The sequence below is a fragment of the Pseudomonas sp. Leaf48 genome (assembly GCF_001421885.1).
GTDB lineage: Bacteria > Pseudomonadota > Gammaproteobacteria > Pseudomonadales > Pseudomonadaceae > Aquipseudomonas.
This window is the reverse complement of sequence record NZ_LMLH01000007.1, coordinates 85,542-101,698: the sequence shown is the minus strand read 5'-3', so window position 1 is coordinate 101,698 and position 16,157 is coordinate 85,542. Positions and strand designations below refer to the sequence as shown.

General features: G+C 61.3%; 15 protein-coding genes. 8 read left to right on the top strand and 7 right to left on the bottom strand.

Features of this window, described 5'->3' with window-relative positions; genetic code table 11:
- Positions 1–270: 270 nt before the first annotated feature.
- Both ttcA and ASE98_RS07580 read left to right on the top strand, forming a co-directional pair.
- Positions 271–1,095: a tRNA 2-thiocytidine(32) synthetase TtcA gene (gene ttcA, locus ASE98_RS07585; RefSeq protein ID WP_060540767.1), complete on the top strand. Its 825-nt coding sequence runs from the start codon at positions 271–273 to the stop codon at positions 1,093–1,095.
- A gap of 131 nt (positions 1,096–1,226) precedes the next feature.
- The gene (locus ASE98_RS07580) at positions 1,227–1,901 is read left to right on the top strand and encodes a DNA-3-methyladenine glycosylase I (protein ID WP_060540766.1); all 675 of its coding nucleotides are present in this window, start codon (positions 1,227–1,229) and stop codon (positions 1,899–1,901) included.
- A gap of 82 nt (positions 1,902–1,983) precedes the next feature.
- Here the strand turns inward: ASE98_RS07580 and ASE98_RS07575 are convergent, their stop codons facing one another.
- Genes ASE98_RS07575 through arsC form a run of 3 tightly spaced genes read right to left on the bottom strand, consistent with a single transcriptional unit; the run spans position 1,984 to position 3,357 of the window.
- Positions 1,984–2,409 (bottom strand): DUF2069 domain-containing protein, encoded by a 426-nt coding sequence (locus ASE98_RS07575; RefSeq protein WP_060540765.1) that lies wholly within the window; start codon positions 2,407–2,409, stop codon positions 1,984–1,986.
- Between the two features lies 1 nt (position 2,410).
- A complete protein-coding gene (gene wrbA / locus ASE98_RS07570; RefSeq protein WP_060540764.1) occupies positions 2,411–3,007 on the bottom strand; it encodes an NAD(P)H:quinone oxidoreductase in 597 nt (198 codons plus the stop codon).
- Entirely contained in the window at positions 3,004–3,357 is a 354-nt protein-coding gene (gene arsC / locus ASE98_RS07565; RefSeq protein WP_060540763.1) for an arsenate reductase (glutaredoxin), read from the bottom strand. The genes wrbA and arsC overlap by 4 nt, the downstream gene beginning before the upstream one ends.
- A 114-nt stretch (positions 3,358–3,471) precedes the next feature.
- Here arsC and ASE98_RS07560 point away from each other — a divergent pair, with 114 nt between their 5' ends.
- Complete coding sequence (locus ASE98_RS07560) at positions 3,472–3,939, top strand: TlpA disulfide reductase family protein (RefSeq protein ID WP_060540762.1); 468 nt, start codon at positions 3,472–3,474, stop codon at positions 3,937–3,939.
- Between the two features lie 169 nt (positions 3,940–4,108).
- Here ASE98_RS07560 and ASE98_RS07555 read toward each other — a convergent pair whose 3' ends face one another.
- From ASE98_RS07555 to ASE98_RS07535, 4 genes are all read right to left on the bottom strand, one after another.
- The gene (locus ASE98_RS07555; protein WP_060540761.1) at positions 4,109–4,513 is read right to left on the bottom strand and encodes an META domain-containing protein; all 405 of its coding nucleotides are present in this window, start codon (positions 4,511–4,513) and stop codon (positions 4,109–4,111) included.
- Positions 4,513–4,947, bottom strand: a complete 435-nt coding sequence (locus tag ASE98_RS07550) for a hypothetical protein (protein WP_060540760.1) — start codon at positions 4,945–4,947, stop codon at positions 4,513–4,515. Before ASE98_RS07550 ends, ASE98_RS07555 begins: the two co-directional genes overlap by 1 nt.
- A 77-nt stretch (positions 4,948–5,024) precedes the next feature.
- Positions 5,025–6,017, bottom strand: coding sequence for a 2-hydroxyacid dehydrogenase (locus ASE98_RS07545; RefSeq protein WP_060540759.1), 993 nt, complete (start codon positions 6,015–6,017; stop codon positions 5,025–5,027).
- Between the two features lie 185 nt (positions 6,018–6,202).
- Positions 6,203–8,956: a response regulator gene (locus tag ASE98_RS07535; protein ID WP_060540757.1), complete on the bottom strand. Its 2,754-nt coding sequence runs from the start codon at positions 8,954–8,956 to the stop codon at positions 6,203–6,205.
- A gap of 215 nt (positions 8,957–9,171) precedes the next feature.
- Between ASE98_RS07535 and ASE98_RS07530 the strand changes: the two genes are divergently transcribed.
- From ASE98_RS07530 to relA, 5 genes are all read left to right on the top strand, one after another.
- Positions 9,172–9,888: a response regulator transcription factor gene (locus tag ASE98_RS07530; protein ID WP_060540756.1), complete on the top strand. Its 717-nt coding sequence runs from the start codon at positions 9,172–9,174 to the stop codon at positions 9,886–9,888.
- Positions 9,878–11,269: a sensor histidine kinase gene (locus tag ASE98_RS07525; protein WP_060540755.1), complete on the top strand. Its 1,392-nt coding sequence runs from the start codon at positions 9,878–9,880 to the stop codon at positions 11,267–11,269. Before ASE98_RS07530 ends, ASE98_RS07525 begins: the two co-directional genes overlap by 11 nt.
- A 265-nt stretch (positions 11,270–11,534) precedes the next feature.
- On the top strand, positions 11,535–12,437 hold the full coding sequence (gene cysM, locus ASE98_RS07520) for a cysteine synthase CysM (RefSeq protein WP_060540754.1): 903 nt from the start codon (positions 11,535–11,537) through the stop codon (positions 12,435–12,437).
- A complete protein-coding gene (gene rlmD / locus ASE98_RS07515) occupies positions 12,437–13,789 on the top strand; it encodes a 23S rRNA (uracil(1939)-C(5))-methyltransferase RlmD (protein ID WP_060540753.1) in 1,353 nt (450 codons plus the stop codon). Before cysM ends, rlmD begins: the two co-directional genes overlap by 1 nt.
- A 120-nt stretch (positions 13,790–13,909) precedes the next feature.
- Positions 13,910–16,153, top strand: coding sequence for a GTP diphosphokinase (gene relA / locus ASE98_RS07510; protein WP_060540752.1), 2,244 nt, complete (start codon positions 13,910–13,912; stop codon positions 16,151–16,153).
- Positions 16,154–16,157 lie beyond the last annotated feature (4 nt).

Here is a 16,157-nt window from a genome sequence, read left to right as displayed (position 1 = left end):
GTCACTCCTCTTGTTTTTACCGTCGCCCCCCAGCGGAGCGCCTACGGGCCAAGGTGGCCAAGTAAGTTGCAGGTCTCGTGCGACCTTATGTCGCAGTATAGAAAGGAGTTCCCCCGAGGGCTTAGAGCAAATTGCGCTGTAAAGCCCCCAGGTAATCGCGGTTGTGTCTGTAGAGTCACCGCAGGAGCCGGCTGTGTTCGGCAGCTCTGCACAGGTTCGGATTTTTGCGTAAAATGCCGGCCTTTCGTCACACCTCACGGATTTCGCGTCATGGGCACTCTTACGGTCAACCAGAACAAACTGCAAAAGCGCCTTCGCCGTCAGGCCGGTGAGGCTGTCGCCGATTTCAATATGATTGAAGACGGCGACAAGGTCATGGTCTGCCTGTCCGGAGGCAAGGACAGCTACACCATGCTCGATGTGCTGATGCACTTGCAGAAGGTCGCCCCGATCAAGTTCGAGATCGTGGCCGTGAACATGGACCAGAAGCAGCCAGGTTTCCCCGAGCATGTGCTGCCGGCCTACCTCAAGGAACTGGGCATCGAGTATCACATTGTCGAGAAAGACACCTACTCGGTGGTCAAGGAGCTGATCCCGGAAGGCAAGACCACCTGTTCGCTGTGCTCGCGCCTGCGTCGTGGCACGCTCTACACTTTCGCCGACGAAATCGGTGCGACCAAGATGGCGCTCGGTCACCACCGTGACGACATCGTCGAAACCTTCTTCCTCAACATGTTCTTCAACGGTTCGCTCAAGGCCATGCCGCCAAAACTGCGCGCCGATGACGGTCGCAACGTGGTGATCCGCCCGCTGGCCTACTGCAACGAAAAAGATATCCAGGCCTATTCGGACCTCAAGCAGTTCCCGATCATCCCGTGCAACCTCTGTGGTTCCCAGGAAAACCTGCAGCGGCAGGTGGTCAAGGACATGCTGCAGGATTGGGAACGCAAGACCCCGGGTCGTACCGAGAGCATATTCCGCAGCCTGCAGAACGTGATCCCCTCGCAATTGGCGGACCGTAATCTGTTCGACTTCACCAGCCTCAAGATCGACGAAACGGCGGCCTCGCGGTTCGTCAATGTTGTAAACCTCTGATCTAACCTGTGGGAGCGGGCTTGCTCGCGAATGCGTAGTGTCTTCAACATATTTGTCGACTGACACTACGCATTCGCGAGCAAGCCCGCTCCCACAAGTTTTTTGCTTCGTTTCAACTTTCAGGAGAGGGCATGCGCGACTACAAGTGGCTGAATGAATACTGCTTGAACCGCTTCGGTTCGGCAGCAGAGCTGGAAGCCCATCTGCCCGTTCCCAAGACGTCCGCGCAATTGCGCAAGATCAGCGACGACCGTTACCTCTCGACCATGGCTTTGCGCGTTTTTCGGGCCGGGCTCAAGCACAGCCTGGTGGACGCCAAATGGCCGGCCTTTGAGGAAGTGTTTTTCCGCTTCGATCCGGAAAAGGTCGTGCTGATGAGCGCCGAGCACCTCGAACGCCTGATGCAGGACACGCGGATCATCCGCCATCTGGGCAAGCTCAAGAGCGTGCCGCGCAACGCGCAGTTCCTGCTGGACATTGCCCATGAAAAGGGCAGTTTTGGTGAGTTGATCGCTGAGTGGCCGGTGACCGATATTGTCGGGCTCTGGACCTTCCTGAAAAAACGCGGTCACCAGCTGGGCGGTCTGTCAGCTCCACGCTTCCTGCGCATGGTCGGCAAGGATACTTTTGTGCCGAGCTATGACGTGGTGGCGGCGTTGAATGCGCAGAAGATCATCGACAAGGTGCCGAGCAGCCTGCGCGACCTGGCGTTGGTGCAGGATGTGTTCAACCAGTGGCATGAGCAAAGTGGCGGCCGGCCGATGAGCCAGATTTCGATGATGCTGGCTTACACCGTTAACCATTGAGACCGGCCAATCGCCAGCAGGCTGGGATCTGCGGCATACACAGGTCCCCTGTGGGAGCCAGCCTGCTGGCGATTGCAATGTGTCAGGCGACGGAAATTTCGCCCTCGCCAGCCAGCTTGCGGTTCAACTGATACCGCCAGCGCACATACATCAGTGCCGAGCAGAACACCGCCAGGCTCGCGCCCATCTCCAGCAAACCGAAGATCTGCCGGTTCGGATCGTAGGCGGCCAGTGCACCCTTGATGAAATACAGGTTCACCACAAAACACATCCACGAATGCCCCCGGGCACTGCCGACGATCATCCCCGGCGCCAACAGCAGCAGCGGCACCAGTTCGATCAGCAGGATCACCCAGGGGCGCGCGCCATGCAGATCGGCGACCAACAGGTAGTAAACGCAGAGCAGTCCCGCCAGGCCGAAAAAGCACAGCAGACTGATGATGCGCATCGCCCGCACCCGGGGCTCCAGCCACTCGATGGCGGGCAGAATCTTCGGCTTTTTCGCCACCTCAGCTCTCCAGTTTCTGTGCAGTCTTCGCCAACCGCAGGCCCAGCGCCCGGCATAGCGCCACTTCATGTTCATTCAAACCGAGCTTACCGTCCGCCCCGGCGTGATGACTGGCGCCATACGGCGTGCCGCCGCCACGGGTTTCCAGCAGCGCCGACTCGCTGTAGGGCAGGCCGGTGATCAGCATGCCGTGGTGCAGCAATGGCAGCATCATCGACAGCAGGGTGGTTTCCTGACCGCCGTGCAGGCTCGCCGTGGAGGTGAACACACCGGCGGGTTTGCCCACCAGCGCGCCAGTCAGCCACAGGTTGCTGGTGCCATCGAGGAAGTACTTGAGCGGCGCCGCCATGTTGCCGAAGCGGGTCGGGCTGCCAAGCGCCAGGCCGGCGCAGTTTTTCAGGTCGTCGAGGCTGGCGTACAGCGCGCCTTCATCCGGAATGTCCGGTGACACAGCTTCGCATTCGGTGGAAATCGCCGGCACCGTGCGCAACCGCGCTTCCAGCCCGGCCTGTTCGACGCCCCGGGCAATCTGCCGGGCCATTTCGTTGGTCGAGCCGTTGCGGCTGTAGTACAGAACCAGAATGTACGGCGCACTCATGGCAACAGTTCCAGGATTTGCTCCGGTGGGCGGCCAATGACGGCTTTGTCGCCGACTTCAAGAATCGGACGTTCCATCAATTTCGGGTGGGCGGCGATGGCAGCGATCAATTGCGTTTCGCTCAGGCTGCTGTCGGCCAGGTTGAGGGCTTTGTACTCGTCTTCGCCGGTGCGCAGCAGTTGCCTGGCGCTCAGGCCGAGCTTACCCAGCAGGCTGTGGATTTGTGCGTCGTTCAGCGGAGTTTCCAGGTAGCGCACCACGGTCGGAGTCAGGCCGCGGGCTTCGAGCAGTTCGAGCGCACCGCGCGATTTCGAGCAGCGCGGATTGTGATAAAGCGTCAGATCGGTCATGAGCGGGTCGCATCTTGCGTAAGGTGGCGGCTATTCTAACTGTGCAGCGCGCATTCCAGAACCTTGAGAGGCGATGGGTCGCAGGCGCATTCAATTTTTCACAAGGAATACGACATGACTAGGCGACTGGCAGCAGCATTGACGATCATCGGGACGTTGATGCTGGGGGGCTGCGGTAATGACTATGGCATCGACCAGAACGGTCAGAAAGTAGTCGCCGAGCGTCTGGACGACAAATGGCTGGTGCTCAATTACTGGGCCGAATGGTGTGGCCCGTGCCGAACCGAGATTCCTGAATTGAACACATTGGCCGAGCAGCTCAAGGACAAGAAGATCGGGGTATTCGGGGTCAATTTCGACAATGTGCAGGGCGAAGAGCTGAAAAGCGCGAGCGAGAAGCTCGGGATCAGGTTCACCGTGCTGGCCCAGGACCCTGCCGAACTGTTCGAATTGCCACGCAGCGAGGCGTTGCCGGTGACCTACATCATCGATGACAAGGGCAAGGTGCGTGAGCAGTTGATGGGTGAGCAGACGGCGGCGGGGGTGATGGCGAAGCTCGAGGCGTTGCAGGCGAAGAATTGACGGGGGAGTGTAAAGAGCCTCCCCTCACCCCAGCCCTCCCGTGGGAGAGGGGGGCTTTCGAACCTGAGTTCGACTCGGTCGTTCAGGTCGATGTACAGCGAAAGAACGACTCCGTCGGTCCCCTCTCCCCTTGGAAGAGGGTTAGGGTGAGGGCCAGCGGTCTACCGGCTCAACCCTCTTCCAGCCACCACCTTAACGGCTTGCCTTCAGCCGGCCAGAAGCGCATCTGGTCGATCGACGAGACGTCCCAGCGCTGCACATTCTCCAGCGCTTGCAGGAAACGCTTCTCCTGTTCCATCAGCGCCGGCGCGCAGAGCTTGCGGGTGCTGCCGACTTTGCCGAAGCTCAGCTTGTTGCCTTCAAGGGTGTATGGGGCGAACCAGTGGTTGCAGCCGCCGTTACCGTAGGCCCGGCCGTCTGCTCCGAGGGTGATGGTCAGGTGGCTGTAGTCCATCAACGGACGCTCACCGATCCACTCCAGGATGTAGCTGCGGTTCTGTTCGAGCTGCACCGGATCGGCGGCGCAGCCCAGCAGACTGGCGCCGACCATACCGGTCAGAGCGAGGTGTTTCATCACGCGGGCTCCTGGCATTTCGGGCACAGGTGTTTCTCGGCGACGCTGGTCCAGCCCAACTCGGCGATCCGCGCGGTGGCCGCAGGCTTTTCAGCCTTGTTGCCCAGTTTGGCGTCGACCGCAAACTCGAAGCTCAGCTCTTTGGCGCAGCTGTCGCAATTGACTTGCCAGGTGTGGATCGCCAGTTCACCGAACACCGGACCGCTGGCCACCGCGACCCATTGACCGGGCGGGTTGATCAAGTGGCGAACGGTTTCGACGGTCAGGCGCATGGACAGGTCCTTGGCTCCTTTGAGGGTCACTACCAGCACGTCGTTGTTGCGAATCGAGCCGCCGTTGCCGGTGACTTGGTAACGCCCCGGCACCAGAGCGCGGCATTCAGTGAGGGTGTGTTGCGGGTTCATCAGGCTGTAGCGGAAATCGTGTTCGACCATGGGTCCTCCAAATATGCGCGATATGCTAGCACGGGCTAACACGCGGTATCGCGCAGGAGGATGACCTTCGATCCGTTTCAGTCGTCTGGAACCTGATTTTGTGGCGTGCCCGCCGCCCAGGCCGCGATGTTCTGCAGGGTGGTATCTGCAATCGCTCCCAGTGCTTCACGGGTCAGAAATGCCTGGTGCGCCGTGACGATCACATTCGGGAAGGTCAGCAACCTTGCCAGCACATCGTCTTGCAGCGGCAGGTCGGAGCGGTCCTCGAAGAACAGTTGTGCTTCTTCTTCATAAACATCCAGCCCCAGATAACCCAGGCGACCGTCCTTCAAGGCATCGATCAGGGCCGGCGTGTCGACCAGGCCACCACGCCCGGTGTTGATCAGCATTGCTCCCGGTTGCATGTGGGCCAGTGACTGGCGGTTGATCAAGTGCTTGCTCTGCTCGTTGAGCGGGCAGTGCAGGCTGATGATCTGCGACTCGGCCAGCAATTGCGGCAGGCTCAGGTACCGCGCGCCGAGGGCTTCGACCTGTGGGTTGGGGTACGGGTCGTAAGCGAGCAACTGGCAGCCGAAACCGTTCATGATTTTGGCGAAGGTCGCGCCGATCTGTCCGGTGCCGACCACGCCGACAGTCTTGCCCCGCAGATCGAAGCCGGTCAGCCCGTGCAGGCTGAAATCCCCTTCGCGGGTGCGATTGTAGGCGCGGTGCAGGCGGCGATTGAGCGCCAGGATCAGCGCTACCGCATGCTCGGCCACCGCGTGGGGCGAATAGGCAGGAACGCGCACGATGGTCAGCCCCAGGCGCTTTGCCGTCGGCAGGTCGACGTGGTTGAAACCGGCCGAGCGCAATGCAATCAGGCGGGTGCCACCGGCGGCCAGGCGTTCGAGCACGGCGGCGCTCAGGTCATCGTTGATGAACGCGCAGACCACTTCATGACCCTGGGCCAGCGCTGCAGTGTCCAGACTCAGGCGTGCGGTCTGAAAATGCAGTTCGATGCCAGCCGGTAGCTGGGCACCGAGGAAGCTGTCCTGGTCGTAGGTCTGGCTGCTGAAAAGAATCGTACGCATGACTTCCTCCTTGTCCGGTTCCTGTAGGAGCGAGTTTGCTCCGGGCGGCGTTCCGACGATGGACGACAACGATAATGCGGGCATCCTGAATGCCCGCGGCGCCCTCAGGTTTTTCGCGAGCAGGCTCGCTCCTACAGGGTTTGCGTTGAGTTTACGCGGTTGCGTGGCAACGCCATTGCTGTGAATCAAGCATTCATGCGCGACTGGGCAGCCAGGCGATTGATTGCCCGGTCCAGCTCTTCCAGGGCAATGGCAGCTTTCGGGTCCTGTTGCTTGAGCAGGGTCTCGCTGCGCTGGCAGGCGGCGCGCAATTGCGGTACGCCGCAATAACGCGTCGCACCATGCAGGCGATGCACCCGTTCGATCAGCGCGTTATGGTCGGCGGCGTGGCGAGCGCTACGTATGGCTTCGCGGTCGGCTTCCAGTGACGCCAGCAGCATTGCCAGCATGTCCGCCGCCAGATCCGCCTTGCCGGCGGCCAGGCGCAAACCTTCTTCGTGATCGAGCACCAGCAGGTCATGGGTTCCACCATGGCTATCACTGGCGCGATCCAGGCGGTGATCGCGCAGCGCCAGGCCACTCCACTTCAACACGACCTGCGCCAATTGCCGTTCGCTGATCGGTTTGGTCAGGTAGTCGTCCATGCCGCTTTGCAGCAGTGCGCGTTTTTCGTTGGCCATGGCGTGGGCGGTGAGGGCGATGATCGGTAGCGGTGTGCAGTGCCGTTCACTCTCCCATAGACGGATCGCCTCGGTGCTCTGGCGTCCGTCCATGCCCGGCATCTGTACGTCCATCAGCACTAGGTCGAATGTCTCGTGCTGAACCGCCTTGATCGCAGCGTAACCGCTGTCCACGGCGAGCACCTTGGCCCCCATGTCTTCGAGCAGGGTCTGCACCAACAGCAGGTTGGCCGGGTTGTCGTCGACGCACAGCACCTTCGGCGCACGGCTGGACAGCGGTTCGCCAGGCTCGCTGCGCGGGGGGCGCGGGCTGACCAGATCGGACAGGGCCCGGCGCAGTTTGCGGGTGCAGGCCGGTTTGGCCTGAAGCTGGCTGTGCGGGTTGGGCACCGAGAGATGGAACAGCGTCTGTTCAGTGGTCGGGCACAGTACCAGCACTTTGCAGCCGAGGTGTTCGAGGTCCCAGATATGCTGGTTGAGGCGCTCCGGCGGCATATCGTTGCTGGTAATTCCCAGCACCGCCAGATCGATGGCCTGATCGGTCTGATGGGCGCTGGTAACCCCGTTGGTCAGACTTTCCAGGGTATTGAACGGGATGACCGAGAGGCCGCAGTCTTCCAGTTGATGCTGCAACGCCTGCCTGGCCAGTTCGTGGTTTTCCAGCACCGCCACGCGGCGGCCGAACAGCGGCGCTGCGGGCAGGTCTTCGGCATCGTCACGGGTTTTGGGCAGGCTCAGGCTGATCCAGAATTCCGAACCTTCGCCCGGCGTGCTGTCTACGCCGATTTCGCCGCCCATCTGTTCGATAAGACGCTTGGAAATCACCAGCCCCAGGCCTGTACCGCCAGGTTGGCGCGACAGTGAATTGTCCGCCTGGCTGAAGGCCTGGAACAGGGCGCGCACGTCCTGGCTCGACAGGCCGATGCCGGTGTCTTGAATGCTGATGCGCAGTTGCACGGTGTCGTCGTGATCTTCTTCGAGCATGGCACGGGCGACGATGGTGCCTTCACGGGTGAACTTGATCGCGTTGCTCACAAGGTTGGTGAGAATCTGCTTGAGCCGCAGCGGATCGCCCACCAGGGACAGCGGTGTGTCGCGATAAACCAGGCTCACCAGCTCCAGCTGCTTGGCGTGGGCGGCAGGGGCGAGGATGGTCAGCGTGTCCTGTATCAAGTCGCGCAGGTTGAATGGAATATGGTCCAGGACCAGCTTGCCGGCCTCGATCTTCGAGAAGTCGAGGATCTCGTTGATGATCCCCAGCAGGCTGTCGGCGGATTTTTCGATGGTGCCCAGATAGTCCAGCTGACGCGGTGTCAGTTCGCTTTTCTGCAGCAGGTGGGTGAAGCCGAGGATGCCGTTGAGTGGTGTGCGGATTTCATGGCTCATGTTGGCGAGGAATTCGGACTTGATCCGGCTCGCTTCCAGGGCTTCCTTGCGCGCCAGGTCCAGTTCGATGTTCTGGATCTCGATGGTTTCCAGGTTCTGGCGCACGTCTTCGGTGGCCTGGTCGATGCTGTGCTGCAATTCTTCCTGGGCGTTTTGCAGGGTGCCGGCCATGCGGTTGATGCCGGAGGCCAGCTCGTCCAGTTCCTGGCTGCCCAGGGGTGGCAGGCGGGTTTCCAGATGCCCGTCCTTGAGCTGGGCCACCGCTTGCTTGATCTGGCCCAACGGGCGATTGATCGTGCGGCCCATGCGTAACGCCAGCAGTGCCGCGCCCAGCAGCCCGATACCGATCAGCAGCAGGCTGGCGAACAGGCTGCGGTAACCGCGTAACAGCATGCCGTTGTGCGACAGTTCGATTTCCACCCAGCCCAGCAGGCGTTCCGCTTCTTCGGGGATCACGTCGCCCGCCAGATTGCGGTGTTTGCCGAACACGGGAAGCAGGTAACGTGTCGCATCGTTGCCGCTGCGGCGCAGCATCTGCGTGCCGTCGCCCGAAGGCGCCGCATTGAGCATCGTCGGGCCGGCATGGGCCAGGAGAGTGCGGTCGGGCGCCAGGAAGGTGACTGCGCGCACATCCGGATGCTCCAGGGCCTGAGTGGCGATACGTTCGAGCAACTCATTGTCCTGGTGGCCCATGGCCGGGGCCACCAACGGGGCGAGTTGCTCGGTGAGCATTTCACCGTGCTTCAGCAGTTGGGTTTGCAGGTCCGATTGCTGCATCCAGGTAAAATAGCCGCCCAGGACCAATGCCATCAGGCTGGTCGGCAGCAAGGTCAGCATCAACACGCGGCCTTTGATTCCCAGTTTCTTGTGCACGCCTCTCTCCTGCATCCGGCTATTCATAGACCTGCACATGCGTCCGGCATGCACCACTTGCGCAGTGTAGCGATTTGCATGCGGGCGATCCTGGCAAAATTAATGTTGTCACGGGTAACGCTGGACCGCTCTTTTGCCATACCGGCAAACCTTGGGTTGCTCCTGGCGAAGCAATCTTGAATAATTGCATAACTGAGAATTATTAGCAGATAGTCATGAATCCCATTGCTGCCGGCCATCCTCGAATCCTGTCCATCGAAGACGACCTCGTGCTGGGCGCCTATGTTCACGAGCATCTGGACCGCAGCGGTTTCCAGGTGACCTGGTGCCAGAACGGCCAGGAAGGCCTGGCCTTGGCCCGCGAGCAATCGTTCGATGTGGTGTTGATGGATATCCTGTTGCCGGGCATGGACGGCCTGGCGGTGCTGACTCAATTGCGCCAGAGCCATTCCACCCCGGTTTTGCTGATGTCAGCCCTTGGCGCCGAGGCGGATCGCATCAGCGGTTTTCGCCTCGGCGCCGATGACTACCTGCCCAAACCCTTCAGCATGGCGGAGTTGCGAGTTCGTATCGAGGCGATTCTGCGACGGGTGGCGCTCGATCGGCGGCCGGCGCCGGCAGTGCCAGCACCGTCGACGGACAGTCTGCGATTCGATGATGAGTGTGGCGAGGTTTTCTACGGCGAGCAGGCGGTTGGCCTGACGCGCAGCGAGTATCGGCTGCTGGAAACACTCAAGCGTGCCGATGAGGTGCTGAGCAAGGCCTTTCTTTACCAGCATGTGCTCAAACGCGGTTATGCAGCGCATGATCGTAGCCTGGACATGCATATCAGCCAGATCCGCCGCAAGCTCAAGGCCGTCGGCTACACCGAGCGCGAAGTGCTTACGGTCTGGGGCAAGGGTTACATCCTGAGCGCAGCCGATGAGTTGTAATCTGCCGGGCCGGCATTCACTGTTCTGGAAGCTGGCCTGCCTGCTGGTGGCGTTCTGTCTGCTGATGATCTGGCTCAGTTGGTCCTGGGGGCGCTACATGGAACAGCGCAACCAGTTTCTGTCGGATGGCGCCCGGGGCACACTGACGCGTTATGCCGCCGAGGCCGAGCAGGCGTGGCGGCAAGGCCAGGAGTCAGGCGTCGATAGTTGGTTGCAGGCGACGCGTGAGCGCGAAGCAGTCTGGGTAGGCGTGATCGACGGGAACTTGCAGTCGTTGAGCAGTCAGCCGCTGACAGACGATGAGATCCGCCACCTGACCTTCCTGCGCGGCCTCGACTGGCCAATCCACAAGAAAGGCCAGCCCTGGATGCGCGTGCCGTTTCCCGGTGACCCGTCCGACGGCAGCCTGGTCATCGAGTTGCCGCAGCGCTTCGTGCCCGGGCAGTACCGGGTGTTCTGGCGCGTGATCACCAATGGTGTCATACCAGGGCTGTTTACCTTGCTGCTGTGCGTCGGGCTGTACCGCCTTCTGGTGGTGCCGCTCAATCACCTGCGTGAACAGGCCAATGCCTGGCGCGCCGATCAATTGAATGTGCGGCTGTCGAGCAGCACTACCAGGCGTTCCGATGAGCTGGGCGAACTGGGCCGGGCGTTCGATCACATGTCCGAACGTTTGCAGAATACCGTGGCGTTACAGCAGCAGTTGCTGCGCGACCTTTCCCACGAATTGCGTACGCCGCTGAGCCGCCTGCGGGTGGCCAGCGAAAGCGAGCAGGGGCTGGAGCAACTACGCGAGCGCATCGGTCGTGAAGTCGATGGCATGCAACGCCTGGTGGAGGACACTCTGCAACTGGCCTGGCTCGACACCGAACGCAAACGATTACCCGACGAGGCGATCCAGATCCAGGCCTTGTGGGAGATGCTCACGGAAAACGCCTGCTATGAAAGCGGCTGGCCTTCTGCCCAGTTGCAATGCACGGTGGATGCGTCCTGCTGGGTTCGCGGGAATCTCAATACCCTGGCCCAGGCACTGGAGAACATCCTGCGTAACGCCATTCGACATTCACCTGATGGCGGCATCGTTCACCTCGGTGGGCGGCGTGAGGGCACGTTCTGGCATTTATGGCTGGAGGACCAGGGCGGTGGCGTGGCTGAAGCTGATCTGGAGCGCATCTTTCTACCTTTTACCCGACTCGACGGTTCGCGCCCGGGGGATGGTGGATTCGGCCTGGGCTTGAGCATTGCGAGGAATGCGGTGCGGCGGCAGGGTGGCCGGCTTTGGGCGCAGAACACGGGAGCCGGGTTGCGCCTGAATATGTGTCTGCCGGCGGATTTCGATAGTGCAGGTGACGACGCCTTCGCGAGCAAGCCCGCGCGCTGACCGTGTTCCAGTCGTCGAATGTGTGAGCAACCTGGCACCTCTGTGGGAACGGCGGTGCGGCAAGCCGGCTTGCCCGCGAAGCGGCCCTTGCTCCCATCACAATACTCCCCTGTTTTCTTGCCCCCAGAGCCACCTCCAATGTCGCTTGCCGCTCCAGGCTTGCTGCTTATTCCCATAAACCATAAGCACCGCACTTTGCGTGATATGGCCTGCGAACGTTTGCCGGTATGATAGTCGCCCCCGCAGTCTGGATTGCGAATACGCCATGACCTTGCAGTACCCAACCATCGCCGATTGCGTCGGCAACACTCCGCTGGTCCGTTTGCAGCGCCTGCCCGGCGCCACCAGCAACACCCTTTTGCTCAAGCTCGAAGGGAACAACCCGGCGGGTTCGGTCAAGGACCGTCCGGCGCTGTCGATGATCACCCGTGCCGAGTTGCGCGGGCAGATCCACGCCGGCGATACGCTGATCGAAGCGACTTCCGGTAACACCGGGATCGCCCTGGCCATGGCCGCCGCGATCAAGGGTTATAAAATGATCCTGATCATGCCGGACAACTCCAGCGCCGAACGCAAGGCAGCCATGACCGCGTATGGCGCCGAGCTGATCCTGGTCACTCAGGAAGAAGGCATGGAAGGCGCCCGCGACCTCGCTCAGCGAATGGAAGCCGAAGGCCGTGGCAAGGTGCTGGATCAGTTCGCCAATGGTGACAACCCCGAGGCGCACTACACCACCACCGGCCCGGAAATCTGGCGCCAGACCGAGGGCACCATCACCCATTTCGTCAGCTCCATGGGTACTACCGGTACCATCATGGGCGTCTCGCGCTACTTGAAAGAGCAGAGCGAGAGCGTGCAGATCATCGGCCTGCAACCGATGGAAGGCTCGGCGATTCCGGGCATTCGTCGCTGGCCCGAAGAATACCTGCCGAAAATCTACCAGGCCGACCGCGTCGATCGCATCGTCGACATGGCGCAAAGCGAAGCCGAAGACGTGACCCGTCGTCTGGCCCGCGAAGAAGGCATCTTCTGTGGTGTGTCCTCGGGCGGTGCCGTGGCAGCGATGCTGCGCCTGTCCAGAGAAGTTGAAAACGCGGTGATCGTCGCGATCATCTGCGACCGTGGCGACCGATACCTGTCGACCGGCATTTTCGACGCGCCCAACTGATGGCCAAACATGAAAGAGGTCTGCGCTTCCAGCCCACCGGCGGCAGCAAGGCCCCGCAAGTCCCGACCGGCAAAAAGCAGCGCCTGAGCATCGAGCGCCTGGCCAATGACGGTCGCGGTATCGCGTTTTTCGAAGGCCGCACCTGGTTCGTCATCGGCGCATTGGCCGGTGAGGAGATCGAGGCGCGCGTGCTCGGTGCCCACGGCAAAGTGGTTGAAGCGCGCACCGAGCGGGTGTTCAAGGCCAGCGAATTGCGCCGCCCGGCGCCGTGCGCCCATGCCGGTCGTTGCGGCGGTTGCAGCGTGCAGCATCTGCCGCATAACGAACAGCTCGCCCTGAAACAGCGCATGCTCGCCGAGCAGTTGTCCAAGGTCGCCGGTGTCGAGCCCGACGAGTGGGCTGCGCCATTGAGTGGTCCGGAGTTCGGCTACCGTCGTCGCGCCCGTGTCGCCGTGCGCTGGGACATGAAGGCAAAGAAACTCGAAGTCGGTTTCCGCGCCGCCGGCAGCCAGGACATTGTTGGTATCAATGAATGTCCGGTGCTGGTACAGCCTTTGCAGCCGATCATGACCGGCTTGCCGGAAATGTTGCGGCGACTGAGCAAACCTCAGGCCCTCGGGCATGTGGAGTTGTTCAGCGGTTCCTCGCTGGCGGTGTTGCTGCGGCACATGGCGCCGTTGTCTGAAGCTGACCTGACGATCCTCAAGGATTTCTGCGCGTTCCATGAAGCCCAGTTGTGGCTGCATGGCGACGGTGAGCCGCAGCCGGTCGAGGCCGGTCAATCGCTGGGTTATCGTCTGGAGCAGTGGGACCTGGAACTGGCGTATCGCCCGGGGGATTTCATCCAGGTCAATGCCGGCGTCAACGAAGCGATGGTTGCCCAGGCGCTGGACTGGTTGAAGCCGGCGGCGGATGAACGGGTACTGGATCTGTTCTGCGGGCTGGGCAACTTTGCCTTGCCGCTGGCCCAGGCTGCTCGTGAAGTGGTGGCGGTCGAAGGTGTGCAGGTGATGGTCGACCGCGCAGAGGCAAACGCCGCCAGCAACAATCTGCATAACGCGAAGTTTTTTCAGGCCGATTTATCCCAGCCTTTGGCTGACGCCGAATGGGCCGCCGAAGGCTTTTGTGCGGTACTCTTGGACCCACCGCGTGACGGTGCTTTCGAGGTTGTGCGCAAGCTCAAGACCTTGGGCGCCGAACGGTTGGTGTATGTGTCGTGCAACCCTGCAACTCTGGCGCGCGACACGGTCGAATTGATCAAGCAGGGCTACCGGTTAAAACGTGCCGGGATTCTCGATATGTTTCCTCAAACGGCACATGTCGAGGCCATGGCGTTATTTGAAGCGAGCTAGGATGCTCGTCTGGTCCGACTGGCCCGTCCGTGCAGCCGCACTCCAGCCCGGCGTGGCGCACGGGCACCGAAGGTCAGCGATTTGACGCATTGAATCTGCGTCGTAGGGAAGGTAAGCAAGATGGTACAGGTGAGAGCACACCAGCCGATCAACACCGACGGCAGTATCAATCTCGAGGCTTGGCTCGATCATGCGGTCAGTGTCGATCTGGCACTGGATCGCGAAGCCTTGAAGGAAGCCTGCGAGTACGCTCGCGAGGCCGAACAACAAGCCAATGCGGCACAGAATCTGTGGTCGGAAGGCAACTCGACTTTCCGCACCGGCCTTGAGATCGCCGAGATCCTCGCCGACCTCAAGCTCGATCAGGACTCACTGGTCGCCGCGATCCTGTATCGGTGCGTGCGCGAAGACCAGATCAAGCTGCCGGCCGTCAGCCAACGCTTCGGCCCGGTGGTCGCCAAGCTGATCGACGGCGTGTTGCGCATGGCTGCGATCAGCGACAGTCTGAGCCCGCGTAAATCCCTGGTGCTGGGCACACAGGGCCAAGTGGAAAACCTGCGCAAAATGCTGGTGGCCATGGTCGACGACGTGCGCGTTGCCCTGATCAAACTGGCCGAGCGAACCTGCGCGATCCGCGCGGTGAAAACCGCCGACGATGAAAAGCGCAACCGCGTGGCCCGTGAAGTTTTCGACATCTACGCGCCGCTGGCCCATCGTCTCGGTATCGGTCATATCAAGTGGGAGCTGGAAGACCTGTCTTTCCGTTACCTGGAGCCGGACCAGTACAAGCAGATCGCCAAGTTGCTCCACGAGCGGCGACTGGATCGCGAGCGCTTCATCAGCGACGTGATGAGCCAGCTGAAAAACGAACTGCACGCCACCGGCGTTGATGCTGACATCAGCGGCCGGGCCAAACACATCTATTCGATCTGGCGCAAAATGCAGCGCAAGGGTCTGGAGTTCAGCCAGATCTACGACGTGCGCGCCGTTCGCGTGCTGGTGCCGGAAATGCGCGACTGCTACACCGCGCTCGGTATCGTCCACACCCTGTGGCGGCACATTCCGAAAGAGTTCGACGACTACATCGCCAACCCCAAGGAAAACGGTTATCGCTCGCTGCACACCGCGGTGATCGGGCCCGAGGGCAAAGTGCTGGAAGTGCAGATCCGCACCCACGCGATGCACGAGGAAGCCGAGCTCGGCGTGTGCGCGCACTGGCGCTACAAGGGCACCGACGTCAAGTCTGGCTCCAATCACTACGAAGAGAAAATCTCCTGGCTGCGTCAGGTGCTCGAGTGGCATGAAGAGCTGGGCGACATCGGTGGCCTGGCGGAACAGCTGCGGGTCGATATCGAGCCTGACCGGGTGTACATCTTTACCCCGGACGGTCACGCCATCGACTTGCCGAAGGGCGCCACACCCCTGGACTTCGCCTACCGCGTGCACACCGAAATCGGTCACAACTGCCGTGGTGCGAAGATCAACGGGCGCATCGTGCCGCTCAACTACAGCCTGCAAACCGGTGAGCAGGTCGAGATCATCACCAGCAAGCACGGCACTCCGAGCCGTGACTGGCTGAACCCGAACCTGGGTTATGTCACGACCTCCAGGGCGCGGGCGAAGATCGTTCACTGGTTCAAGCTGCAGGCCCGCGACCAGAACGTCGCGGCCGGTAAAACCTTGCTGGAGCGAGAACTCAATCGCCTCGGTCTGCCGGCGGTGGATTTCGACAAGCTGGCTGACAAAGCCAACATGAAAACCGCCGAAGACCTGTTTGCCGCCCTCGGTGCCGGTGATTTGCGCCTGGCGCAACTGGTCAATCTGGCACAGCAACTGGTCGAGCCGGAGCGCGGAAACGAGCAACTGGAACTGATTCCACGCAAAGCTACCGGCTACAAGCCGGGCAAGCGCGGCGACATCCAGATCCAGGGTGTTGGCAACCTGATGACCCAGATGGCCGGCTGCTGCCAGCCGTTGCCGGGTGATGCGATCGTCGGTTACATCACCCAGGGTCGAGGCGTGAGCATTCACCGTCAGGACTGTGCTTCGGTGCTGCAACTGTCGGGTCGCGAACCGGAGCGAATCATCCAGGTCAGTTGGGGGCCGGTACCGGTGCTCACCTATCCGGTGGACATCGTTATCCGCGCCTACGACCGTTCGGGGTTGCTGCGTGACGTCTCGCAAGTGCTGCTCAACGAGCGGATCAACGTACTGGCGGTCAATACCCGCTCGAACAAGGAGGACAACACCGCGCTGATGTCCCTGACCATCGAGATTCCGGGGCTGGATGCACTGGGGCGGTTGCTGGGGCGGATTTCCCAGTTGCCGAACATCATCGAAACCCGGCGTAACCGAACCCCCTGAAGAA

Excerpts from the sequence above, each read along its gene's own strand:
- ASE98_RS07580 (WP_060540766.1), top strand. The coding sequence starts at position 1,227 with ATGCGCGACTACAAGTGGCTGAATGAATACTGCTTGAACCGCTTCGGT.
- ASE98_RS07560 (WP_060540762.1), top strand. The coding sequence starts at position 3,472 with ATGACTAGGCGACTGGCAGCAGCATTGACGATCATCGGGACGTTGATG.
- ASE98_RS07530 (WP_060540756.1), top strand. The coding sequence starts at position 9,172 with ATGAATCCCATTGCTGCCGGCCATCCTCGAATCCTGTCCATCGAAGAC.
- ASE98_RS07550 (WP_060540760.1), bottom strand. The coding sequence starts at position 4,947 with ATGGTCGAACACGATTTCCGCTACAGCCTGATGAACCCGCAACACACC.
- ASE98_RS07525 (WP_060540755.1), top strand. The coding sequence starts at position 9,878 with ATGAGTTGTAATCTGCCGGGCCGGCATTCACTGTTCTGGAAGCTGGCC.
- arsC (WP_060540763.1), bottom strand. The coding sequence starts at position 3,357 with ATGACCGATCTGACGCTTTATCACAATCCGCGCTGCTCGAAATCGCGC.
- ASE98_RS07545 (WP_060540759.1), bottom strand. The coding sequence starts at position 6,017 with ATGCGTACGATTCTTTTCAGCAGCCAGACCTACGACCAGGACAGCTTC.
- wrbA (WP_060540764.1), bottom strand. The coding sequence starts at position 3,007 with ATGAGTGCGCCGTACATTCTGGTTCTGTACTACAGCCGCAACGGCTCG.
- rlmD (WP_060540753.1), top strand. The coding sequence starts at position 12,437 with ATGGCCAAACATGAAAGAGGTCTGCGCTTCCAGCCCACCGGCGGCAGC.
- relA (WP_060540752.1), top strand. The coding sequence starts at position 13,910 with ATGGTACAGGTGAGAGCACACCAGCCGATCAACACCGACGGCAGTATC.
- cysM (WP_060540754.1), top strand. The coding sequence starts at position 11,535 with ATGACCTTGCAGTACCCAACCATCGCCGATTGCGTCGGCAACACTCCG.
- ASE98_RS07555 (WP_060540761.1), bottom strand. The coding sequence starts at position 4,513 with ATGAAACACCTCGCTCTGACCGGTATGGTCGGCGCCAGTCTGCTGGGC.
- ttcA (WP_060540767.1), top strand. The coding sequence starts at position 271 with ATGGGCACTCTTACGGTCAACCAGAACAAACTGCAAAAGCGCCTTCGC.